At 65.4% G+C, this 24,452-nt stretch carries 11 protein-coding genes; 3 read left to right on the top strand and 8 right to left on the bottom strand.

The window, feature by feature from the left end:
* The first annotated feature begins 91 nt into the window (after positions 1–91).
* Positions 92–1,504 (top strand): serine/threonine protein kinase, encoded by a 1,413-nt coding sequence (locus D187_RS32255; RefSeq protein WP_043432504.1) that lies wholly within the window; start codon positions 92–94, stop codon positions 1,502–1,504.
* Between the two features lie 512 nt (positions 1,505–2,016).
* Here D187_RS32255 and D187_RS54240 read toward each other — a convergent pair.
* The 8 genes from D187_RS54240 to D187_RS52845 all read right to left on the bottom strand — a co-directional run bounded on the left by D187_RS54240 (position 2,017) and on the right by D187_RS52845 (position 16,074).
* Positions 2,017–7,020: an SIR2 family protein gene (locus D187_RS54240; RefSeq protein WP_020918420.1), complete on the bottom strand. Its 5,004-nt coding sequence runs from the start codon at positions 7,018–7,020 to the stop codon at positions 2,017–2,019.
* Between the two features lie 581 nt (positions 7,021–7,601).
* Positions 7,602–9,530 carry an ABC-F family ATP-binding cassette domain-containing protein gene (locus D187_RS32250; RefSeq protein ID WP_002627914.1) on the bottom strand — a complete coding sequence of 643 codons (1,929 nt, stop codon included), beginning with the start codon at positions 9,528–9,530 and terminating at the stop codon, positions 7,602–7,604.
* A gap of 42 nt (positions 9,531–9,572) precedes the next feature.
* Positions 9,573–11,033 carry a DEAD/DEAH box helicase gene (locus tag D187_RS32245; RefSeq protein ID WP_002627913.1) on the bottom strand — a complete coding sequence of 487 codons (1,461 nt, stop codon included), beginning with the start codon at positions 11,031–11,033 and terminating at the stop codon, positions 9,573–9,575.
* A 149-nt stretch (positions 11,034–11,182) separates the two neighbouring features.
* On the bottom strand, positions 11,183–13,297 hold the full coding sequence (gene fusA / locus D187_RS32240; RefSeq protein WP_002627912.1) for an elongation factor G: 2,115 nt from the start codon (positions 13,295–13,297) through the stop codon (positions 11,183–11,185).
* Positions 13,298–13,581: 284 nt separating this feature from the next.
* Complete coding sequence (locus tag D187_RS32235; RefSeq protein WP_002627911.1) at positions 13,582–14,397, bottom strand: pseudouridine synthase; 816 nt, start codon at positions 14,395–14,397, stop codon at positions 13,582–13,584.
* Between the two features lie 44 nt (positions 14,398–14,441).
* Positions 14,442–14,654, bottom strand: coding sequence for a hypothetical protein (locus tag D187_RS32230; RefSeq protein ID WP_245591877.1), 213 nt, complete (start codon positions 14,652–14,654; stop codon positions 14,442–14,444).
* Positions 14,655–14,800: 146 nt separating this feature from the next.
* Complete coding sequence (locus D187_RS32225) at positions 14,801–15,520, bottom strand: RNA methyltransferase (protein ID WP_002627909.1); 720 nt, start codon at positions 15,518–15,520, stop codon at positions 14,801–14,803.
* Positions 15,493–16,074 carry a DJ-1/PfpI family protein gene (locus D187_RS52845; RefSeq protein ID WP_002627908.1) on the bottom strand — a complete coding sequence of 194 codons (582 nt, stop codon included), beginning with the start codon at positions 16,072–16,074 and terminating at the stop codon, positions 15,493–15,495. Before D187_RS52845 ends, D187_RS32225 begins: the two co-directional genes overlap by 28 nt.
* Positions 16,075–16,382: 308 nt before the next feature.
* Between D187_RS52845 and D187_RS32215 the strand changes: the two genes are divergently transcribed.
* A complete protein-coding gene (locus tag D187_RS32215) occupies positions 16,383–22,082 on the top strand; it encodes an Ig-like domain-containing alpha-2-macroglobulin family protein (RefSeq protein ID WP_002627907.1) in 5,700 nt (1,899 codons plus the stop codon).
* Entirely contained in the window at positions 22,082–24,445 is a 2,364-nt protein-coding gene (gene pbpC, locus D187_RS32210) for a penicillin-binding protein 1C (protein WP_002627906.1), read from the top strand. Before D187_RS32215 ends, pbpC begins: the two co-directional genes overlap by 1 nt.
* Positions 24,446–24,452 lie beyond the last annotated feature (7 nt).

Raw genomic sequence — 24,452 nt, 5'->3', positions numbered from 1 at the left:
GTGACATGGCCCGACATCCGAGGTTACTTCCGCCCTGCTCTCGTAGTATAGGGTCGCGTCCTGTCGGTCGGACCAACGCGGAGGTGCGAGGGTGTCCACGAACCCTGGTGCGGAGAGGCTGTTCCCGGACGCATTACCACCGGGGACGCAGGTGGGCCGCTGGCGCGTGGTGGAGCAGTTGGGCGTGGGTGGCCAGGGCGCCGTCTACCGCGTGGAGGACATCGACCGCCCCGGTGACTTCTACGCGCTCAAGCTCGCGTTGTATGCCCGCGACGGGCGGGCCGAGCGCGAGGTGGCTCTGATGATGACCCGGGCGGCGCATCCCCATGTGGTGCGGTTTCATGGCTGTGCCCGCTGGCCTCACCCCCGGAAGGGCTGGCTGGGCTTCGTCATGGATTGGGTGCCTGGCCTTGCCCTGGACGTGTGGGCGGAGAAGGACGGCACCACCTTCCGGCAACTCGCCACCGTGGGCGCCACGATGGCTCGCACCCTGGGCGAACTGCATGACCGAGGGGTTCTGCACCGTGACCTCAAGCCCGAGCACATCCTCATTCGGGAGTCGGATGGGCAACCCGTGCTGCTCGACTTCGGCGTGGCCTGGTACGAGGGGGCGGCTCCCCTCACCACTGGCCCCCTGCCTCCGGCGACCCTGTTTCAGCTCAGCCCCGAGGCGGTGAGCTTCCTGTGGCGCAGTTCCGAGCGTCCTGGAACTCACTATGCCTTTCAATCCACGGATGATCTGTATGCCCTGGGCATCTGTCTTTACCGAGCCACCACCGGTCATTACCCCTTCTCCGAGTGGTTGCCGTTGGACATGTTGCAGTTGGCCATCGTTCACGTGCAGCCGTTGGCGCCCGTGCTCGTCAATCCTCGGGTTCCTCGGGCGCTGAGTGATGTGATTGTGCGGCTGTTGGCGAAAAACCCAGCGGAGCGCTATCCGAGTGGCGCGGCGCTCGACGCGGCGTTGGTCGCGGCGCTCTCCAATGAGGATGCGGCGTGGGACGCGAGCATCTTCGAGTGGGAAGAGGTGCCGCCAACTCAGGAGGGGGGCACCCCGGAGCGCCACCTCCTCCGGCCCCCGAGACCCAAGCCCTCCTGGACTGCGCCGCCGCCCGCTCCCGTGCAGGTGGAGCGACAGAGCCACGGGTTCAGGAGTCTCGTGCTCGCCACGGCGGTGCTGCTGCTCCTGCTGCCCATGGCGCGCGTTCCGCCAGTCGCGCCGGGTGTCCATGCGCCAGACGAGGAGTGGGTCACGGATGTGCGGGTCGACCCGGAACCGTCTCGATATGAGCAGGCTCCCCTACCAGCGAGAAATCAGAAGCTGGCCCCCTGTACGGAAGGACTTGAAGTGGAACTGTCCGGCGCGTGCTGGCTTTCACTTAGGCAACGGCCTCCAGAATGCCCACGGCAGACCGTCACGTACAAAGGCCAATGTCTCTTGCCAGTGCCAAAATCCCGTCCTGTTCCGACGAGCGTGGATGGCGGGACTCCCGATGCGAAATGAGTAGGAGGACAGAGCGATGGGAGTAGTGCCGCAATGATGGCTAGGTGGTCTCTATCGAGCCTCCACCGACTCATGAGGATGGCATCCCCATGCTCCATATCCTTTGGCCCCCGAAACAAGCCCTCCTGCCGTGCTACGCCTGCCGCTTCTCTGCAGGTAGAGCGGCGGAGTCACTGGTTCAGGAGTCTCGTGCTCACCACGGCGGTGCTTCTGATTCTGCTGCCTGTGGCGCGAGTTTCACCAGTCAGGCAGAGTGTCCCTGCTCCCGATGAGGAGCGGGTCACGGATGTGCGGGTCGACCTAGCACAGTCCCGGTTCGAACAAGCTCCCCTACCAGCGAGAAATCAGAAGCTGGCTCCCTGTACCGAATGACTTAAAGATGAGCTGTCCGGTGTGTGCTGGCTTTCACTTGAGCGATGGCCGCCCAATTGCCCACCACAGATGGTCGCATACAAAGGCAAATGCCTCTGGTCAGTGCCGAAGCCCTCCCGCCCTGTGCCAACCAGTTAGGATTAGGATGGACGCTTTTGTCGACTTACTCTACGGGGGGTTGGTACAGTCCACTGATGCGGACGCGCATCCAGTTCGAAAAGTGCGGCTTGGGCCTCATCTATTGAGAGGTCGAGCAATTTTTCGAAGAGAGAAAGGCCTGCAACTCTCGTGGGCTCCAGGCGCTGAAGCGTTATAGCTATATCGACCAGATGTGCTGTGTTGAGTTGTGCGAATCGCCGTTCGGCATCGCTAGCATTCTTCCATCTTTCGATTAATGAGTTGCTCAAGTCAAGCACCATGTCAGGGTGTGCATCAACCAAGTCACATAGATTTTCGGTGAAGCGGAAGTCGCATGCGAGCAAGACGGTTGGGTGCTCTTTGATTGCCCGCAGCATAGAATGTAGATGCTTGTCGTTCGGCTGTGTGTCCGAAATGCGGAAGGCTTTCGTTATTATTTTTGCCAGCTCGAAGTTGGCGACAGGCATTAGTTGAATCAAGGTGTTAGCGGCGATTCCCCGGAGGTGCGGCTGATTCCAAAGCTCGTAAACCGCAGCATGAGCCAATCCCATGCGCATCGAACTGAGTTCGCTCTCGTTGTGGATGCTGGGGTCGCTAATGAGGACTTGGATTTGACTTTGTGTCCAATGTTTGTCTGGCGAGGCGAGTAGTAGGCCCAGCAATTCGCCAAAAGCTTGTTTCCCTGCAGGCCAGTGGGAGTTTTTGAAATTTAAGAGCCAGTATCGAAGTTTCTCGACGGGCAGCCATCGCCAAGATTTGGCGATGAATACCACCGTTTCCTTGCTATAAAAAACATCTGGAATTTTCTGAAAAAGCCTCTCAAGGAAAACCACGGCACGCTGTTGCTCCACTCTGGCTAGTATCGGAGCGAGCAGCGAACGACATATATATTTCCAAGTGGCAGGTTCGTTATCTTGCTCAAGATGCTTCACGAAAATATCTAAAGTCCGACTTGCCTCTGGGGGCGTGCGTAGCATCAAACCGAAGTAAACCGCCTCCAGTATTGGGTAATTACCCTGGGGGATCGAACTCGGGATGAATGGAGGCCATAAAATAGGTCTCGTTTTGTCTGTTTTCTTGTCTTCTTTTTCTTGGGGAGTGGTGTCTTTGTTTTTGGCTGTGATTTTTAGCCAACTCGTCAGTAGAGGTATTGCATGATCAGGAAGGCCCTGTGAATGCCGGGCAAGCTTGGTCAGCGCTCTAGCTGCTGATTCATGGAATCTATCCGAATGGAATCCGCGCTGATGTAGAGCAATAATGTGGGATAGGGTACTGCTGTCAATCTCGGTGATTTGATCAAGAAATTCTGCTATTGGGCGTTCTTGGCTTCCAGGAGAGAGCTTGTTTATGAGTTCTAGAGCGCGCTGTGGTTCTTGAGTGCCAAGCTTGCCAAATTCGCGAGCGGCCTCCATTACAACAGTTTTCTCATCTTTGAGAGTTTCAAAAAGCCGTAGTATGTCCTCGTCTTTCGCCTTTAGCATTTGCTCGGAGGACATCGGGCTTCTGATGAAGCCGACGTTCACACTCCAATCTTCGCTTTCGTAGTCCGGAAGGGCCAACACTTCCTCCTGAACAAGGCGATTGAATCGGTTGCTCCTTTGTGATTCAGGCATTGCGTGCATAAGACGCAGTCGATGTTGTCGGCTCCATTTTCTCCACATCAATGCCTTTGCGCCTGTGACTTCCTTGGGAATAGAGGTATAGTAATGCCAATTAATGATGGCGTTCTCTAGCCGAATCAGATCGTTGCTGTTTAGCTTTGAAGCGATTCTTCCTATCAACTCCTGAGTTGTGCGATGCTCATTTTGTGAATTGCCGAGAGCGAAGCGCCGCGGGTCCTTGAGTAGGTAATTCAAAACTTCTACTGGATGAGTATCTGCCAGTTCGATCAGCCCACGCGATAGGAATAGATGAATCTCCAAGCATTCAGTATTCATCCAGTCGCCAATAAAGTTAATGAAGTATTGCGGTTCGTTTCTGGCTAGGCTGGCGATTGAATCGGCAATAGCTGATAAAAAGTCATCTTCGAAATCATCGCCCAGATCGGACTCGAATGCGATCAGAGAAGATTTGTTGTATCTGTTAGTGAGAGAGGGGTGCTTGTCTGTGAGTGTCTCTATGAACTTGGCGAGCCAGGGCCAGACCTCAAGAAGAAAGCTCTTGGGGCTTGCCGCAGCAATATCGCGAATTCCGTACCAGTCTGAATCGCTTATTATTTTTGAGTAAGACTCATGGCGATCTATTTGGTGCTGAATCCGGCTCTCTTCTATAGGAGTGATGTTCTCGCTCTGTGAATCATCGAAAGCTTGTTCCAGAGAAGCTCGAATTGAGTCCTCTCTTGTTTCGGTTGATCCCGCTTTTGATTCGGCCTCTGTAGAGAGTGTGACTTCCTCAAGATGCTTCTTGTCAACTGCCTGCTCCAGGAACGCACGGACTAGTTTAGGCGCCATTTCTGGAGAAGTCGCTGCAATTATGGATGTGAGTCGGTTTGCTGCAAAAAGAGTAATACCTGCAGTTTTTATGAGCTTCACAGCATTGCTAACAGCGCGCTCATCCCATATGGTCAAGCTTTCGAATGCTCTCCATGCCAAGTGGCTTTTCTCTTGATAAGGAATCCAGTATTCCTCGATGAGCCGAAGTATGCGTTCTCGATCAAAGATCCATGCGTGGCGAATTATAAACAGCACTCCGCTTGCAAGCTCAGGCTCTTCCGCCATGAGTGCTGGAAGGTGAAGCCTAGACAATCGTTCGAACCATCCGCGGCTACCCTGCATCGCACGCAAGGTTTTTGAGCGTTCAGAAGGAGTGCTTAGTAGAGGAAGGAGCCATGCCGCTTCTTGTTCATTGGGTGTATGTAGTTGTCCAAGAAATTCTACCAGGAGCGAACGGATATGTGCCCTAAGCGATGGCTCGTTCCAGAGTTTGGAGAACTCAGAACGATATGTTGCAGGCTCAGCTCCGCGTAAATACACCAAGCTACTCCACAACTTCGGTCTTACAAAGAGCGCATCTTGTCGAGCCAAGACGTACTCAGAAAGGTGTCCGCTTCCTGCTGCGAACGCGCGTGCACGCGCAAAATCAAAAAGCGTTTGATGGGAGAAAGAAATACTGCGCCCTGAGTTGTCTAGACGCAATATGTCTGCTGACACGAGTTGCATTAGCTCGGAGCGCTGTTTGTCGTAACGAGCCGCAGAAAGCCAAAGAGTCTCCTGGTCCGCCATCGTGGATGCCAAATCGGCAGCCAGTTGGGCTCGACCTGGTAGGCCATTGTCATTGAGCACATTGCGCTGCCAAAGAGCCTCAAGCATTGCTTGGTAGGAGTCAAACGATTCGAATGCCCCACTGTCTCTACTCTGAGCGAGAAAGATTTTAAGATGCTGTGGTGTGCGCAGTATTTCGCGGAAGCTTTGGGGCCAACCTGTTGTCGCAAAACCTCTTTGCTGTAGAAGTGGTTCAATCTCGGTCCATGAGGGGAGTTGAAAAACAATTTCGTCTGCGGCAAGCATTCGCAGGCGAGTGTCGTGGTGGTAGTCGAACTCTCGGCATGAAATTAATATGTGAATATTGTCTTTTCCTGTAAGCGCTTTTATTAACGAAAGGAGGACATCGAGTCGCTTGGTTTTGAGATCGATAAGGTCGCTTAGCGCGTCCAGTTGATCTATAATCAATACGATTCGATGGGAATATCTTAAGCGCTCCAAGTAAGTTGCTGGCTCCATTGGCAAGTTAAGTGATGCCTGGAGCTTGATGAGGGAGTCCACCTCCACGGGAACCATGTCCGCTTTTATTGCCAAGATAAACGTCCTGGTTGCTTCTTTTAATTTGGACGCCAGCCGAGACAATAGTGCGGACTTGCCACTTCCAGGTGGGCCAAGCAGTACAGTTTGACTGTTGGTTTTTGTTTTGAGTGTCGTTATTATTCGGTTCATTTCTGGACGTTCTAGCCAGTGATTTCCAGGTAGAAGCTGAGGCCAAGTAAGTAGCGCCTCGGAGGCTTGGTTTAATTTTAAATCAGCATCAAGGCCTAGTGGCCCATCGGGTGATGTTTGCTCTTGGAAAGGAGTTTTGCCGGAACTTGGAGTTGGCGTAGATCCTCCGGACGACGGTGGTGTGATCTTTCCGCCCAAGGCTCGAAGCAATGCCAGGAGAGGCTCTCCGAAATCTGAAAATTCGATGGCTTGAATGGGTAACTGCCCGATAGTGTTACGCATCAAGGCAATTTCCGCTGTCCGCGCTAATACGTAATGTGTGCTTCCCGTTCCACTGAATATTTCGGCAATCCTCTTTATCTCGGAAACTACATGTTCGTCGTCTAGGCTGAATCCTATGAACAAAAACGTGTGGCTTGAGACTAGAGAGCGTAGCGTATGTAACGCTGCATCGTAATTAGTGGTGGAATTATCTTTCTCTGGGTAAAGTTCCTTGTAGCTTTCAGGTGTTAGTACGATCCTTGTGGGTTCTCCTATATGTCCATGTAGATGCCAGACAGTGGGGTGTTTCACCGCGTTTTTTAACACCTCGTTGAATTGCGTGGGCGACTCGATGTCGAGTGTTCGAATGTTTTTCGGTCGCGGACAAGCCCACTCCAGGACGCGATCGTAGTTTGTTGTTATGATGAAATTAGAGCCTAGATTCCAAATCGAACGCGCAAGCTCCAAGCTGTCTGATTTGACTGATTCGAAATCAGGGTCGAGTTCTTCTTGAAGAAATGCTGCCCAATGTGATTTTAAGAATTTTCGTGCAAATCCGGCTGCTTCTAGGTAATTGGGAGGCGTGATTCCAAGATTGGCTCGCACAAGGGTGGCTTCATTTTTTAATGATTCGGCTTCGAGTTTGGTTGCTGCTGCTAGGAGCAACTCTTTCCAGTTGGGGAACAGTCGACCGTTTGGGCCCTGCACCGCCATTGACACTCCTGCACCAATGAATGGAATGAGGCGTCCTTGCTCTCGTGCTTCTAGAAGCCCTTGCGGAAAACTGAAGTTAGGGGTGCTGTTGTTGTCGGACACGTGAGTACCTCTTGAGTGCAGAGCGTTGGTGGACACGAGTGCGTAGTGAGAGTTGTTCTGGCGGTTTGCCGACACATGGTTTGTTGATGAATCGACCTACTTGAGTGTCCCGTCTCTCTAATTACTGGGCAATGTCGTATCTGGTCCTACGTTTAGAGGGGCGGGAAGGATTTTCGCCGTTTGACCCCTAGGTTCATCTCTCGCCATAGCTTTGCGGGTTATTTCCCTCCTGCTGTCGGAGGACTGCTGCGGAGGAGGATAAGAGGAGTATCGCTGCGGGTTGACAATCGGGCCATGTGTCGTGCCGGTTACTCTGGCCATGTAGGCCCTTACGGCTCACCCCTGCTCTAACCGCCATCCCATCAACTCGTCCAGGCACTCCGCTTCACTTCTGGTACAGGGCCAGCGCGTGAGTAAGCCCCAATGGACCAACACGGTACTGCTTACGACCCTGTTGCCACTAGGCAGTCATCCTCTGCTCCCTCTCCATCTCGTCGAGAAAACTCGGGAGACGGAGGCAACGATCCTGGAGATCATCCGAGAGCGGGAGCGTATCCTGAAGTCCCCGCGCTGCACCGAGCTCAGCCGCCCGCGGCCATGTCCTGCAGCGCCTGCCAGCGGCCGTAGAGGCGATCCACCTCGGCCGCCGTGGCCTCCAGCTCCTTCTGCACCCCGGCCGCCTTCGTCGCGCTCGAGTAGACGGCCGGATCCAGGAGCTGTGCCTCCAGCGCGCTCTTGCGCGTCTCGGCCGCCTCGATGGCCGCCTCCATCCCGTCCAGCTCGCGCTGCTCCTTGTACGAGAGCTTCCCCGGCTTGCGCGCCTGCTTCGGCTCCGCCGTCGCGACGGGCTCGGACTTCTTCGCGGCGGGGGCGGACGCCGCGGCGGCCAGCTTCGCCTGCTGCTGCTCCTTGAGCCGCCGGTACATCCCGAAGTTGCCCTCGTAGCGCGTCACCTTCCCCTCGCCCTCGAAGGCGAGGATGGAGGTGGCCACCTTGTCGAGGAAGTACCGGTCGTGCGTCACCAGCAGCACGCTGCCGGTGAAGTTGAGCAGCAGCCCCTCGAGGATGTTGAGCGTGACGATGTCCAGGTCGTTCGTCGGCTCGTCCAGCACCAGCACGTTGGCGCCTTCCAGGAACAGCCGCGCGAGCAGCAGCCGGTTGCGCTCGCCTCCCGACAGCGCCTTCACCTTCATGCGCTGCATGGGCACCGGGAAGAGCAGATCATCCAGGTAGTCGCGCAGCGCCACGCGCTGGTCTCCCAGCTCCACCCAGTCATCCCCACGCGGCGAGGCCGCCTCGTACACCGTCTGCTCGGGATCCAACGAGGCGCGCGTCTGATCGTAGTACGCCACCTTCGTGTTCTTCCCGATGACCACCTTGCCCGCGTCCGGCGGCAGCTCGCCGAGCAGCACCCGGAGGAAGGTCGTCTTGCCCACGCCGTTGGGCCCCACGAGCCCCACGCGCTCGCCGCGCTGCAAAAGCAGGTTCACGCCCCGCAGCACGTTGCGCTCGCCGTAGGACTTCTGCACGCCCTCGGCCTCGATGACGGTGTGTCCCAGCCGGGGCGCCTGCATCACCTGCAGGCCCGCCACCTTGGGCCGCTGGAAGCCCTTCTCCTCCATCAGCTTGCGCGCCCGCTCGATGCGCGCCTTGCTCTTGGTGCGCCGTGCCTCGGGGCCCTTGCGCAACCACGCCACTTCCTGGGCGATCCACCGCTCGCGCTTGTGCTGCGCCAGGCCCGCCTGCTCCTGCGCCACCAGCTTCTGCTCCACGTACGCTTCGTAGTTGCCCGGGTACGAGGTGAGGCCCGCGCCGGGTTGGATCTCCACGATGCGATCCACCAGCCCGTCGAGGAAGTAGCGGTCGTGCGTCACCAGCAGCAGGGCGCCGGGCAGCTTGTCCAGCTCGTCCTCGAGCCAGTCCACCGTGTCCGCGTCCAGGTGGTTGGTGGGCTCGTCCAGCATCAGCAGGTCCGGCCGGGTGAGCAGCGCCCGGGCAATGGCCACGCGCTTGCGCAGGCCGCCGGACAGCTCCGCCACCGGCCGGTCCCACTCCTTCACGCCGAGCCGGTCCAGCAGCGTCTTGGCGTGGTGCTCCGTGTCCCAGCCGCCCAGCTGCTCGATGCGATCGGACACCGCGGCGAGCTGCTCCATCAACTTCTCGTGCGCCTCGGTGGGCGCGGACTCCAGGCGCCGGGTGAGCTCGGCCTGGGCGGCCAGGGCCTCCTTCAGCGGCCCCTGGGCCACGCTCAGCTCCGAGGCCACCGTGGCGCCCGGGGCGAACTCGGGCTCCTGCGGCAGGTAGGTGACGCGTGAGCCGCGGCGCAGCTGCAGCTCCCCCGCGTCCGCCCGCGCCGCCCCCGCCAATATCTTCATCAGCGAGGACTTGCCGGAGCCGTTCACCCCGACGAGGCCCACCCGCTCACCCTCCTCGATGGTGAAGGTCAGCCCCTCGAAGACGGTACGGCTGCCGAAGGACAGTTGGACGTCGGCGGCGCGGAGCAGGGTCACGGGTGTCTCGGGTGCAGAGAGGGGTTCTCGTCGCGGGTGCTTCTACAACCACTTGGAGGGGCGTGGCCTCTGAGAAGTGGCGGAAGGCGCGGCGGGACGCTGCTCCGGCTGGGCCTGCTGGGGCCGGTCGTTGCGGAGAGGAGAACGCGTCTCCTGGCTCCGGCCACCGCCGCCACCGCCGCCTCGTCCACCCCGGCGGCCACCACCCCGGCCGCCGCCATTGCGGTTGTCCGCGCCGCGCTCACCCCGGGGGGGGCTGTTGGGGCGCGAGCCGCCTCCCGACGACACGGGCCGGGCCTGCTGGCGGGGAGGGGAGTCGCGCCGGGGCGGACGCTCGTCCGACTCGGGCGGGGACACCAGGGCGGAGCGGTGCACCCCGGCCTCCACCACCGGCACGCGCCGGCGGATGGTGCGCTCGATGTCCTTGAGGTACGCGCGCTCCTCGGTGTCGCAGAAGGACAGGGCGATGCCCGCGGCGCCCGCGCGGCCCGTGCGGCCGATGCGGTGCACGTACGTCTCGGGGATGTTGGGCAGATCGAAGTTGATGACGTGCGAAATCCCGTCGATGTCGATGCCCCGCGCGGCGATGTCCGTGGCCACCAGCACCCGGCACGCGCCGGACTTGAAGGCCGCCAGCGCCCGCTCGCGCGCGTTCTGGCTCTTGTTGCCGTGGATGGGCTCGGCGCCGATGCCCGCGGACTCCAGGTGCCGCGCGACGCGGTTGGCGCCGTGCTTGGTGCGCGTGAAGACGAGCGCGCGCTGAATGCCCTGATCGCTGTTGAGCAGGTGCACGAGCAGGCCGCGCTTCTGCTCCTTCTCCACGAAGTACAGCCGCTGATCGATGGTCTCCGCCGTGGTGGACACCGGGGCCACCTCCACGCGCACGGGCTTGACCAGGATGCTGTTGGCCAGGCCCTGGATCTCCGGGGGCATGGTGGCCGAGAAGAACAGCGTCTGGCGGGGCCGGGGCAGCGCGGCGATGACGCGCTTGACGTCATGGATGAAGCCCATGTCGAGCATCCGGTCCGCCTCGTCGAGGACGAACACCTCGAGCGCCTTGTAGGACACGAAGCCCTGGTTCATGAGATCCAGCAGGCGGCCGGGGGTGGCCACGAGGATGTCCACGCCCTGGCGGAGCGTCTGCTCCTGGGCGTTCTGGCCCACGCCGCCGAAGATGACGGCGGAGTTGAGGCCGGTGTAGCGGCCGTAGGCGCGCACGCTGTCGCCAATCTGCGCGGCGAGCTCACGCGTGGGGCTGAGCACGAGCGCGCGGATGGGACGGCCCCGCGCGGGCGGAGGGGGGCGGCCCACGGAGAGCCGCTGGAGGATGGGGAGGGTGAACGCCGCCGTCTTGCCAGTGCCCGTCTGCGCGCAGCCGAGGACGTCCTTGCCCTCGAGCACGTAGGGGATGGCCTGCTGCTGGATGGGGGTGGGCGTGCTGTAGCCCTCTTCCTTCACGGCGCGCAGCAGGGGTTCGGCGAGCTTCAGGTCTTCGAAAGTCATGGATTCTCGAGAATGGGGGGAATGTCCCCGGAGGGTCCGGGCGAACCAGGCGGTGCGCCCGCCGGACCCGGGAAAAAACAAAGAAGGCGCCTCCGGGGGAGGCGCCTTCCTTCAACAGCCTGATCTGTCAGGCCATGGCGCGCGGAGTATTACTTGCGCGCGGCCTGCTCGGCCGCCAGCTTTTCCTTGTACGCGGCCATGAGGGCCTCGGCCTCGTTGCGGGGCACCGGCGTGTACTTGGAGAACTCCATCGTGTACTCGCCCTTGCCCTGGGTGGCGGAGCGCAGGTCCGTGGAGTAGCCGAACATGGTGTTCAGCGGCACCTCGGCCACCACCGTCACGTAGCCCTCGGCCGTACCGGACTCGAGGATGGTGCCACGGCGCTGGTTGATCTGACCGACCACCGAGCCCTGGAAGTCCTCGGGCGCGCTGACTTCCACCTTCATCATCGGCTCGAGGATGATGGGCTTGGCGGCCGCGTAACCCTCGCGGAAGCCCATGATGGCGGCGGTCTTGAACGCCATTTCGGACGAGTCCACCGCGTGGAACGCGCCGTCGTTGATGACGACGCGGATGCCCACGACGGGGAAGCCGATGAGCGAGCCCTTCTTCACCGCCTCGGCGAAGCCCTTGTCGCACGCGGGGATGAACTCGCGGGGGATGGAACCGCCCACGACGTCATCCACGAACTCGTACTGCTGCACCGCGTCGGAGGGCAGGGGCTCGACGTAGCCGCACACGCGCGCGAACTGACCCGAACCACCGGTCTGCTTCTTGTGCGTGTAGGCGAACTCGCCCTTCTGGGAGATGGTCTCGCGGTAGGCCACCTGGGGCTTACCGGCCACCACCTCGCAGTTGTACTCGCGCTTCATGCGCTCGATGTAGATCTCCAGGTGCAGCTCACCCATGCCGCGGATGATGGTCTGACCGGACTCCTCGTCGCGGTTCACGCGGAAGGTAGGGTCTTCCTTGGTGAAGCGGTTGAGGGCCTTGGAGAAGTTGGCCTGGGCGTCGCGGCTCTTGGGGGAGACGGCGAGCGAGATGACCGCGTCCGGCACGAACATGGACGTCATCGTGTACTGCACGGTGCCGTCGGTGAACGTGTCGCCCGAGGCGCACTCCACGCCGAACAGGGCGATGATGTCGCCGGCGTAGCCCTCGTTGATGTCGTTCATCTCGTTCGAGTGCATGCGAACGATGCGCGGGACCTTGACCTTCTTCTGGTTGGCCTGGTTGAAGATGAAGTCGCCCTTGCTCACCTTGCCCTGGTAGACGCGCATGTAGGTCAGCTGACCGTAGCGGCCATCTTCCAGCTTGAACGCCAGACCCACGAACGGCTTGTCCGCGTTGGACTCGAGGATGACCTTCGCCTCGTTGTTCTTCTGGTCCAGCGCCTCGTTGGTGACCTCGGCGGGGTTGGGCAGGTAGGCGCAGATGGCGTTGAGCAGCAGTTGCACGCCCTTGTTCTTGTAGGCCGAGCCGCACATGACCGGCGTCATCTTCAGGGCGATGGTGGCGCGGCGCACCGCGGCGCTGATCTGCTCGTTGGTGATGGCGCTGTCGGACAGGAAGAGCTCACCGAGCGCGTCGTCGACCTCGGCGACCTTCTCGATCATCTCCTGGCGGTCCGCCTTGGCCTGCTCGAGCAGCTCGGCGGGGATCTCCTCCTCACGGATGTTCTCGCCGGACTCACCGTCGAAGTAGAACGCCTTCATCTGGATGAGGTCGATGAGGCCGTGAAATTTCTCCTCGGCGCCGATGGGCAGCTGCAGGCGCACCGGGTGGTGGTTCAGCTTCTCCTTCAGCTGAGCGGCCACGCGCTGATAGTTGGCACCCGCGCGGTCCATCTTGTTGACGAACGCGATGCGCGGAACCTTGTAGCGCTTCATCTGCCGGTCCACCGTGATGGACTGGGACTGCACGCCGGACACCGAGCAGAGCACCAGGATGGCGCCGTCGAGCACACGCAGGGCGCGCTCCACCTCGATGGTGAAGTCGACGTGTCCCGGGGTGTCGATCAGGTTGATGTTGTACTCGCCCCACATGGCGTAGGTGGCGGCGGACTGGATCGTGATGCCCTTCTCACGCTCCAGGTCCATCGAGTCCATCTTCGCGCCCACGCCGTCCTTGCCACGAACCTCGTGAATCTCGTGGATGCGGCCCGTGTAGAAGAGGATGCGCTCGGAGAGCGTCGTCTTGCCCGAGTCGATGTGGGCGGAGATACCGATGTTGCGAACCTTTTCGATGGGAACTTGGGAGGCCACGTGAGTCGGTCCTTCTTCTTGTGCTGATTGAAAGTCCAGCGGGAACAGGGCAGGGGGCGCCCTTACTTCCCGAAGCTTTGAGTTTCCAGCCAATTCGGCATGGAGCCGGGCAGCCGTCTACTCCCTCTCGGGCCCGAGGGGAAGCCCCCCAGGGCCAGGTAGCTGCTGGAGGCGGGATGCCTACATCGGGGGGTGTAACGGCCCGGTGACGGGAAAACTTCGGCCTCCCCACCCGGGCGCCGGGGGCCGTCCAGGGGACGGGCGGGGTGGCGGGGGCCCGTGTCCTACCCCGGGGCGTCGGGAGGCGGGTAGCGCAGGCCCTCGGCGATTTCCGCGTCGGTGAGCAGCCGGTAGCCGCTCTCGGCCACGTCCAGTTGCACGCCGCCCACCGCCTCGCGGTGAAGGGCGCGCACGGGCAGTCCCACCGCGCCGAGCATCCGCTTGACCTGGTGGTTGCGGCCCTCGGTGACGGTCACCTCCACCGTGTGCGCGTCGCGCAGCTTCACCGTCGCCGGGCGCACCGGCCCATCCTCCAGCTTCAGGCCCTGGCGCAGCGGCTCCACCTTCTCCTCGTCCGCCTCGCTGAAGACGGTGGCCACGTAGCGCTTGGGCAGGCGGGTGTCGGGGGACGTCACGTGCGCCACGAGCTTCTCGTCATTGGTGAAGAGCAAGAGGCCCGTGGTGCCCCGGTCCAGCCGCCCCACCGCGTGCCAGGTGAAGCGGGCCAGGTCCGGCGGCAGTTGGGGCAGGAGCACCTCGTAGACGGTGCCCACGCGGTGCTGGCCCACGGTGGAGGTGAGCAACTCCGCGGGCTTGTGGAAGGCGAGCACCCGGGTGGGCGCCGCCGTGGGCAGGGCCGCGCCGTCCACGCGCACCGTCGCTCCGGGGGGCACGGGGGCCAGGGGCTGTTTGACGACCCGGCCGTTCACCGTCACCCGGCCGGCCTGGATGGCCTCCTGGGCCTCGTCCTGGGGCATCACCCCCGCGCGGGCGATGGCCCGGGAGAGCCAGTCCGGCTTGGCCTTGCCCTCCCAGCGCCCCGGGTTGGCGTTCTTGGCGAGGGACGGCGCGGTGCGGCGGGGCGGGGGTTTTCGGGACATGGCGAGCGGGCCACTGTAGCGGCGGCGCCTCGGTGCCGCGAGGACTACTCCTCGTCGAAGTCCTCACCCTCGGCCGAGCCCGGCGTGGGGCCCGGCTCGCCCTGGGGCACCTGGCGCTCCTCGCCGTCGAGTCCCTCCGCGGACTGGGGCGTGCGCGCGTGGTCACCCCGCGAGGCCGCGTCCTTCGAGGGGGCGTTCTCCGTGGCGTCCTGGGGTCCGTTCCTCACGGCCCTTCGTTCATCGGGCTGGTGACTCATGGTTCGCTCCTTTCCGCGATGGAATGTCCCCTCAATGTAGGGACGCGGGCGGAAGCGGGGACCGCGCCGGGTGGAGCGCTCCTTTCGGGCACCTCCCTCCGGAGGGTGGGGGAGGGGGCCTCACGGCGGATGGCTGGCCGCCTGGGCTATCGCAGCCGCTTGGTCAGGGTGTGCAGGGCGGCGAGCCACAGCCGTGCCTCCTTATGAGTGAGGCGGGAGCGGCGCAGGGGCGCGAACAGCTCGCGCAGGGCGGGGCGGCCCCGGGTGTGCGCGTCCACGAGGAAGCCGCCGGAGACGAGCGCCGCCTCCAGGGCGGACTCCACCTGGGTCAGCTCGGTGTCCGTGGCGGCCACGGGCAGGGGCGCGGGCGGCGGCGGCGCGGCCGCGAGGCTGGCCATGCGGATTTCGTAGGCGTAGAGCAGCACCGCCTGGGCGAGGTTGATGGAGGGCTGCTCGGGCGCGGTGGGCACGGCGGACAGATCGTGACAGCGCTCGACCTCGGCGTTGGTGAGGCCACTGCGCTCGTCCCCGAAGACGAGCGCCACGGGGCCCTGGGCGGCGCGCCGCACCAGCTCCTCGCCCACGGCGCGCGGGGACAGGCGCCGCTTGCCCTCCACCTTGCGCGAGCTGGTGCCCACCACCCACACGCAGTCCGCCACCGCCGCGTCGAGCGAGTCCGCTCGGCCCGAGCCCTCCAGCACGTCCTCGGCGTGCACGGCGAGCCGGCGTGCGGGGGCGAGGTCCTCCGCCTCGGGGTTCACCCAGGTCCACTCGGCCAGGCCGCAGTTCTTCAGGGCCCGCGCGGCGGCCCCCAGGTTCTCCGCGTTGCGCGGGCGCATCAACACCAGCCGGATGGGCAGGGACATGGGCCGCGCACCTTAACTCGCTTCAGGCGGGACGGGCCTGGGTGGAGTCTCTCCGCCGCGCGCTGGAGCCAGGCACGGTGCTCGGGCGGCTCCATGCTCCGCACGAAGGCCACGCACTCCGCGGGCGCCGTCTCGGGCCGCCCGGCGTTGAAGGGCGGCTCGGGCGCGTCTTCCACGCCGACCTGGAGCGTCTGTGCGACGGCCTGCCCGGCCAGCTCCGCCGCGAGCGTCAGCGCGAAGTCGATTCCCGCCGTCACCCCGCCGCCCGTCAGGATGTTGCCGTCGCGCACCACGCGGCCCGGATCCGGGATGGCGCCGAAGAGGGTCAGGCTCTCGCGCATGAGCCAGTGGCAGGCCGCGCGCCGCCCCTCGAGCGGCCCCGCGGCGCCGAGGATCAACGAGCCCGAGCACACGGACGTGACATCGCGCGCCGTGGAGGCCAGCCGGCGGATCGCCGCCAGATAGGTCTCGTCGAGGACGGCATGGGACAGGTCGATGCTGGCTTCTCGGATCCGGAGCGGATGCGCCGGGTCTTCATCCGGCTGTTCGGACAACCTCCCCAGGCCCTCCGGCGGGCCGCGCGGTCCTTGGAGCCGGGCCCCACCGCGCCGCGGGCCGTGGGGTGGCGCCAGGGGGCGTCATTGACCGCCGCCCGGATGCCCTCCTAGGGTTGCCCACAGGTCTCACCCGTCCAGCCTGGCTTCCGGATGTGTCCGTGGCTCGCTGGCCACCGTGTGGGCGCTCGGCCGCGCTGGGGACGCGCTCGGGCCCCGGTTCTTCCCTTCCATTCCTCTCAGCTCCCCCCACGCGGCCCCCCTGGCATGCCGCGTGAATCACTCGCCGCACCCCTCTCGGAGAAACCATGAATCCGCAGTCCGTCCCCAAGCCTCTTCCACCCCGCGCGGGCAGCTCGCGCTGGTTGCTGGCGGCGCTGCTCGTGAGCACGCTCTCCGCCTGCAAGAAGGACGAGCCCCAGGCCCCGCCCCCCTCCACGACGAGCCCCACTCCCGGAGCTCCGGGCCCGGCCTCCCCGTCCAGCCCCGCGCCCACCGCGCAGTCCCTCCTGCCCACCCTCTATGAGCTCGGCCCCCAGGGCATGCTGCCGCGCGAGGTGGTGATCGAATTCCCCCGCGCCGTGCGGCCCGATGACCAGGAGGTCCGCAAGGGCACCGTCGTCACCGTCGAGCCCAGCGTGCCCGGCCTGCTCAGCTTCAAGGGCCCCTCCACGCTCGTCTTCACCCCCCAGAAGCCGCTCGCCTTCAACACCTCCTATACCGTCTCGCTCGACGCGCTGGAGCTGCAGGACGGCACCGTCCTCAAGCCCTCCGCCTCCGGGAAGTGGAGCCGCACCTTCACCACGCCCGCCTTCGCCTTCCTGCGCCTGGCGCCCCGGCAGGTGGATGCGCGCAAGGGCAAGGTGGAGGTGGACCTCGTCTTCTCCGGTCCCGTGGACGTGAACAACGTGCGCCGCCTCGCCTCCTTCTCCGTGGACGGCAAGGCCCTGTCCGACGTGAAGCTGCGCTCCCAGCCCAACAACCCCCACACCGTCACCGCCACCCTCGGCGGCGCGAGCCTCCGCCCCGGCGCCGAGGTGGGCTTCTCCCTCAAGGCGGGCCTGTTGCCCTCGGGCTCCAAGAGCGCTCCGGCCGCCGCGGGCTCCGGCTCGTTCTCGCTGCACGTGGGCAAGCGCCTGGACATCACCAGCGCCTATGTCCAGGAGGGCACCACCGGGCACTACATCGAGGTGCGCTGCCGCGAGCGCGCCGGCGAGGATGCGCCCAGCGAGGAGGAGGGCGAGGAGGAGTACTACTACTACGGCAACACGGGCGACCGTTGCAGCCTCGACGAGGACTCGGCCGCGGACACCATCCATTTCAGTCCGCCCGTGGCCTTCTCCGTGTCTGCCTCGCGCTGGGGCTTCCGCATCCTCGGCGACTTCAAGCGCGGCACCTACGCGATGACGATCGACGCGGGCGCCACCTCGAACGCGGGCGGCACGTTGCTGTCCACCTACGAGAAGTCCTTCTCCATCTCCGCGCGCAGCGCCCAGTTGAGCTTCGGCTCCACCGGCCGCTACCTGCCGCGCTCCGCCTGGCGCAACCTCCCCCTCAACCACCTCAACCTGGACGCGGTGGAGCTCGTGGTGCGCCACGTCCCCCAGGAAAACCTCCTCTTCTGGATGAGCGATGACGAGCGCGAGGCCGCCAACGAGCGCACCTCCAACATCATCGCGCGCAAGTCGCTGCCCGTGCAGGGCCCCCAGGACAGCCTGGCCACCACCTGGCTGGACGTGGGCTCGCTCGTGCCCGCCACCACCCGCGGGCTCGTGGAGATCACCGCCCAGGGCGGCGCCAAGTCGGCCGCCTCCCGCATCCTCCTCACGGACCTGAGCCTCGTGGCCAAGCGCGGCCTGGCCCCCAAGGGTTCCAACGCCAAGGAGGAAGTGTGGGCGTGGGCGCTGGGCATGGAGAACACCGAGCCGCTGTCGGGCGTCGAGGTGTCGCTCGTGAAGAAGAGCGGCCAGGTCGTGGCCCGCTGCACCACCGGAGGCGCGGAGGGCTGCAAGCTCTCGGTGCCGGTGGACACCGTGGACACCGCCGAGCCCTTCGCCCTGTTCGCGCGCAAGGGCGAGGAGTTCACCTACCTCAAGTACAGCGAGCTCCAGACGGACATCGCCAACTCGGACGTGCAGGGCGAGCCGTACCGCGCGCAGCAGCCCTACCGCGCCGCGCTGTACTCGGACCGGGGCGTGTACCGCCCGGGTGACACCGCCCACGTCGTCGCGCTGCTGCGCACCCAGGAGGACGTGGCGCCGCCAGCGGGCGTGCCCGTGGAGCTCAAGGTGGTGGACCCGCGCGAGCGCGACTTGCGCAAGCTGACGCTCAAGACGAACGAGGCGGGCCTGGTGTCGCTGGACGTGCCCTTCGAGGCCTACCAGGACACGGGCGCCTACCGCGTGGTGCTCAGCGTGGGCGACAAGCAGGTGGCCACCTACGGCCTCAACGTGGAGGAGTTCGTCCCCGAGCGCATGAAGGTGACGGCCCAGGCGGACAAGCCCGGGTACGTGCAGGGCCAGGAGGTGCCGGTGACGGTTCAGGCCGCCTACCTCTTCGGTGGCTCGGCCGAGGGCAGCCCCGTGGAGGTGACGTGCCGCCTGGAGCCGTCCGTCTTCCGCCCCAAGGAGAACGGCCAGTACGCCTATGGCGTGTGGCGCCCGGAGGAGTCCGAGGCCAAGGGCAGCGTGCTCGGGCAGGTGAAGGGCGAGCTGGATGACAAGGGCCAGGTGCTCGTGCGCTGCCCGGCGCAGCAGTCCGTGGGCGGCTTCAAGGGCCCCGCGCAGTTGGTGGCCCTGGCGAGCGTCTTCGAGGCCGGCAGTGGCCGCTCCACGGTGGGCTCGGCCAGCGTGCCCGTGCATCCCGAGGCCTACTACGTGGGCCTCCAGGCCAACGTGCAGAAGGTGCGCGCCGGTCAGCCCTTCAGCGTCTCCGGCGTGGTGGTGGACTGGCAGGGCGCGCCGTATGGCCAGCAGATCAAGCCGCTCGAGGTGGAGTACCTGCGGCTGGACGAGGAGTACGGCTACTTCTACGACGAGGAGTCGGGTGAGGAGCGCTACCAGCGCCACCTGCGCGCCGTGCGCGAGGGCCGCGCCACCGTGAAGCCCGAGGGCGGCAAGTTCACCGTCCAGGTGACGCCCTCCACGGACTCCGCGGGCTACGTGGTGCGGGTGCGCTCCGGCGCCGCGCAGACGGATCTCCAACTGGAGGGCCAGGGCCGCTACGCCTGGTGGGGTGGGGCCTCGCGGGTGGATCAGACGCCGCGTCCGGCCCGGCCCACCTCGCTCGTGCTGGAGCTGCCCGCCGCCGCCAAGGTGGGCGAGGCGCTCGCCGTGAAGGTGAAGGTGCCCTACCGCGGCCGCATCCTCTTCACCGCCGAGACCGACGGCGTGCAGGCCGCCGAGTGGAAGGCCGTGGAGCCGGGCGAGGCGACGTGGAGCTTCACGCCCTCGGCCTTCGCGCCCAACGTGTACGTCAGCGCCTTCCTGGTGAAGGACCCCCATCTGGAGTCCGCCCAGGCCTTCATGCCGGACCGCGCCTTCGGTGTGGCCAGCGTGAAGGTGACGCCGGTGGACTACACCCAGGCCGTCACCCTGAAGGTCCCCGGCGAGGTGCGCTCCAACGACTCCCTGCCGGTGGAGCTGGAGCTGGGCGCGGTGGAGCCGAACACCTTCGCCACCGTGGCGGTGGTGGACGAGGGCATCCTCTCGCTCACGCGCTTCGAGAGCCCGGATCCGATCACCGAGCTGTTCAAGAAGCGCGCCCTGGGCGTGCAGACCTACGAGACGCTCGGATGGACGCTGCTCATCCCTCCCGCGGGCGCCAGCCGCTCCACGGGCGGTGACGGTGACGGAGGCGCCTCGGGCCGGGTGCAGCCCGTCAAGCCCGTGGCCCTGTGGAGTGGCGTGCTGCCGGTGCCGGCCTCCGGCAAGCTGCGCGTCCCCTTCCAGCTGCCCCAGTACCGCGGCGCGGTGCGCGTCATGGTGGTGACGAGCGGCCCCAAGCGCATCGGCCACGCCAGCAAGCAGGTGCTCGTGCGCGATCCGCTCGTGCTCCAGACCACGCTGCCGCGCTTCCTCAGCCAGGGCGACGAGATTCAAATCCCCGTCTTCGTCACCAACCTGTCCGGCAAGGCGCAGGACGTGAAGGTGTCCCTGTCCGCGGAGAACCTCCCGGTGCCCGGCATGGCCATGCCCGCCGGCGCGCAGGCCTCGCCCCTGCAACTGCTCGGCAAGAGCGAGGGCCGGATGCGGCTGGAGAACGGCAAGGCGGGCACGTTCGTCTTCCAGGGCAAGGCGGTGCAGGCGGTGGGCGCCGCGCGCCTCAAGGTGACGGCCGAGGGCGGGGGGCATACCTCGTTCGAGCAGCTCGACGTACCCTTCCTCCCCTCGGGTCCTCGCGAGCGCAAGGTGCAGCGCATTGAACTGGCGGCGGGCACGTTGGACCTGGCGCCCCTGCTCCAGGGCTGGCTGCCCACGAGCGAGCGCTCCTCGTTCTGGGTGACCACCAACCCCTACGCCCAGTCCTTCCAGCACCTGTCCTATCTCGTGCGCTACCCCTACGGCTGCATCGAGCAGACGACGTCCTCCACCCGGCCGCTGCTCTATGTCTCCGAGTTCGTCGACAGCGTGGATCCGAGCCTCACGGCCAACGCCAAGGTGGAGGACATGGTGCTCTCGGGCATCCGGCGCGTCTTCTCCATGCAGACGTCCTCGGGTGGCTTCGCCTACTGGCCGGGCCAGTCCGAGCCCGTCGCCTGGGGCACGGCCTACGCCACGCACATGCTGCTGGACGCGCAGAAGCGCAAGTACGAGGTGCCGCAGGACCGGCTCGATGACGCGATCAAGTGGATGACGGAAGCCGCCAAGCACCCCGAGCGGCTCAACCACTACGGCTACGACGACGGCTCGGAGGCCTACGTGCAATACGTGCTGGCGCTCGCGGGCAAGGGCCAGAAGGCGCGCGTGCAGAAGCTCATCGACGAGCTGGGCAGCCGGAAGTTCTACAGCGCCAACCAGCGCGCCGAGCAGGACTACCTCCTCAAGGCCGCGCTGTACCTGGCCGGAGATCGCCGCTACGAGAAGGACCTGCGCAACCCCGACGTCTCGGCCGTGACCGAGGAGCGGTGGAACTCCTGGTCCTTCTACTCGGACCGGCGTCGGCGCGGCCTCATGCTGAGCACGTTCCAGGATCTGTTCGGCAATGACGCCGCCGGCGAGCCGCTCGCGCAGCGCGTGGCCGAGGCGCTCCAGCACGAGCGCAGCGAGTACTACACCACGCAGGAGCTGGTCTGGGGCATCACCGGCCTGGGCAAGCGCGTGGCGGGCGCGGCCTCCTCGTTCTCGCCGCCGGTGCTCACCGCGGAGGGCAAGGAGCTGGCGCCCCAGGTGGGCACGAAGCAGCGCGCGAGCGACCGGACGTGGGCGCTGGTGCGCGCGAGCGAGCGCAAGGGCCTCACGCTCAAGGTCCCGGAGAAGGGCGAGGGCAAGCTGTACCTGGTGCTCGCCAGCGACGGCGTGCGCGCGGACGGCGTGTACCGCACCGGGGGCCAGGGGCTCTCCCTGACGCGCCAGTACCGCAACCTCGAGGGCAACGTGCTCGACGTGAAGGGCGGCCAGATGAACCTGGCGGACCTCGTCTACGTGGAGGTGATCATCAAGAACAACTCGGGCGAGCGCATCCAGAACATCGCCCTGGTGGACCGGCTGCCCGCGGGCTGGGAGATCGAGAACGCGCGGCTGGGACGGGGAGGCTCGGTGGAGTGGGCCTCCGCGGACAACCAGTGGGCCGCGGACTACGTGAACCTCCGGGATGACCGCGTGGAGGTGTTCGGCGCGCTCAACGCGGGCGAGTCGAAGACGGTGGTGTACGCGGTGCGCGCCGTGACGTCCGGTGCGTTCACGCTGCCCCCCGTGGAGGCGGAGGCGATGTACGACCCCCGCATCTGGGCGCGCGAGGCGGGTGGCTCGGTGCTCATCTCCGGACCCTGGGCGGACTTCCTGCTCTGATGGCTCCGCGTCCCTCCAGGAAGAGGGCCCTCCAGGGGGCTCTCGCCGTGCTGTCCCTCCTGCTCGCCGCGCTCGCCGCGGCGTGGTGGGTGCCGCTGCCCGAGCGCCTCCTCGAGCAGCACTCGGTGGTGGTGGAGTACCGGGACGGCACGGTGGCGCACGTCTTCCTGGCGCCGGACGAGCGCTGGCGGGTCCCCACCGTGTTGGAGGAGGTGGACCCGGCCTATGTCCAGGCCCTGCTGGCGCTGGAGGACAAGCGCTTCGCGTGGCACCCCGGGGTGGATCCCCTGGCGGTGGTGCGCGCGGCGATGACGAACGTGCTCCGGGGGCGGCGGGTGTCCGGCGCCTCCACGTTGACCCTGCAACTGGTGCGGGTGCTCGAGCCCCGGCCGCGCACCTTCTCGTCCAAGCTCGTCGAGTCCCTGCGCGCCGCCCAGCTCGAGCTGCGGCTGTCCAAGCGGGAGATCCTCTCGGCCTATCTTCAGTTCGTGCCCTATGGGCGCAACATGGAAGGGGTGGAGGCGGCGGCGCTGGCGTACTTCGGCCACCGGGCCACTCACCTGAGCGCGGCGGAGATGGCCACGCTCCTGGCGGTGCCGCAGAACCCCAACCGGCGTTTTCCCTCTCCGGCGAACGTGGCGCGGCTCCAGGCGGCGCGGGACTCGGTGGCGAGCCGGTTGCTCGACGCCGGGGCACTGCCGCTCGGGTCGCCCGAGGCGCGGGTGACGCCCGAGGCCGTGCTGGCGGAGGTGCGTGCCACGCCCCTGCCGTCGCGTCTCATGCCCTTTCCGCGCGAGGCGCCCCATGCGGCGGCGTGGTTGCGCGCCCAGCGGCCGGGACAGCTCGTGCTGCGCACGACGTTGGACGCGGGCTCGCAGCGGCTGACGGAGCGGGTGATGCGCGAGGCCGCTCCCGGGCTTCGTGCCCAGGCCATCCACAACGGCGCGGCGGTGGTGGTGGACCGGGAGCGCGCCGAGGTGGTCGCCCTGGTGGGCAGCCTCGACTTCTTCGACACCGCGCATGGCGGACAGATTCCGGGCTTCGCGACGGCGCGCTCACCCGGCTCGGCGCTCAAGCCCTTCATCTATGCCCTGGCCATCGACGAGGGGCTGGCCGGGCCCGAGCAGCGCGTGGCCGACATCCCGGCCGCGTATGGCACCTACGCGCCGCGCAACTTCGATGGGAAGTTCCAGGGGCTCGTGCGGCTGGAGAGCGCGCTGTCGCAGTCGCTCAACCTGCCCTTCGTGAAGTTGTTGCAGCAACTCGGGGTGGAGCGCTTCCTCGGCACGCTGCGGCTCGCGGGCGTGACGAGTTTGAATCCGGAGCCGGGGCATTACGGCCTGTCCGCGTCGGTGGGCGGCATCGAGCTCACGCCCCTGGAGGTGGCGGGCCTCTACCTGGCGCTCGCCGAGAACGGCCAGGCGCGGCCCCTGAGGGTGCTGGCAGAGGACGCGCCCGGGGAGGCCCAGGAGCTCTTCTCGCGCGGGGCGGCGTGGCTCACCCGGCGCGCGCTGTCCTTGAGGGACCGACCGGACTTCCCGGCGCGGCGCCAGCTCACGGGGCTGCCCTCCCAGGTGCACTGGAAGACGGGGACGAGCTTCGGCCACCGCGACGCGTGGGCGGCCGGCTCCGGGCCTCGGCACACCGCGGTGGTGTGGACGGGCAACTTCGACAACTCGCCCAGCGTGCACCTGGTGGGGGCGGAGACGTCGGGGCCCCTGCTGTTCGACATCCTCGAGGGGCTCGCGCCCCGAGGCCGCACCGAGGATCCCGATCTGGCCGTGCCCCCGGATCTCACCCAGGTGGAGGTCTGCGCCTGGTCGGGCCACCTGCCCACCGAGGCCTGTACCCAGCGCAAGCTCGTGTACGCCGAGCGCAGCCACGTGCCCACGGCGGTCTGTCCCTATCACCAGCAGGTGGAGGTGGAGGTGGCCACGGGGCTGGCGGTGAGTCCGGCGTGCCGGGCCGGGCGGCGCACCGAGATGAGGGTGTTCCTCTCCTGGCCGGCGAGCGTCCGGCGGTGGCTGGACGAGCAGCACCGGCTGTTGCCCCAGCCTCCCGCCTTCGCGCCCGGGTGCGAGCCCGGCGGCGCGCGGCGGGCTCCGCAGATCATCTCGCCCGGAGCGGGGCAGGTGACGCTGTTGATTCCCGGCCTCCCGGCGGATCAACAGGAGGTGCCGCTGGAGGCCGAGTCGGAGGAAGACCGCGAGCTGGCGTGGTTCGTGGACGGGGAGTTCCTGGCCTCGGCGCGAGCGGACGAGCGGGTGTGGTGGGCGCCCTCCGAGGGGACGCATGAGATCGTCGTCTCGGATGACCGGGGGCTCACTGCCCGACGAATCCTGAAGGTGCGCGAGCGGCGGTAGGCCCGCG

The sequence above is a fragment of the Cystobacter fuscus DSM 2262 genome, from assembly GCF_000335475.2.
In the GTDB taxonomy this organism is placed as follows: domain Bacteria; phylum Myxococcota; class Myxococcia; order Myxococcales; family Myxococcaceae; genus Cystobacter; species Cystobacter fuscus.
This window is presented reverse-complemented; position numbering and strand designations above follow the sequence as displayed.

What these genes read in the sequence shown, in the direction of transcription:
- D187_RS32245 (WP_002627913.1), bottom strand. Translation starts at nt 11,033, where the DNA reads ATGACTTTCGAAGACCTGAAGCTCGCCGAACCCCTGCTGCGCGCCGTG.
- D187_RS32235 (WP_002627911.1), bottom strand. Translation starts at nt 14,397, where the DNA reads ATGTCCCGAAAACCCCCGCCCCGCCGCACCGCGCCGTCCCTCGCCAAG.
- D187_RS32230 (WP_245591877.1), bottom strand. Translation starts at nt 14,654, where the DNA reads ATGAGTCACCAGCCCGATGAACGAAGGGCCGTGAGGAACGGACCCCAG.
- D187_RS32225 (WP_002627909.1), bottom strand. Translation starts at nt 15,520, where the DNA reads ATGTCCCTGCCCATCCGGCTGGTGTTGATGCGCCCGCGCAACGCGGAG.
- D187_RS32215 (WP_002627907.1), top strand. Translation starts at nt 16,383, where the DNA reads ATGAATCCGCAGTCCGTCCCCAAGCCTCTTCCACCCCGCGCGGGCAGC.
- pbpC (WP_002627906.1), top strand. Translation starts at nt 22,082, where the DNA reads ATGGCTCCGCGTCCCTCCAGGAAGAGGGCCCTCCAGGGGGCTCTCGCC.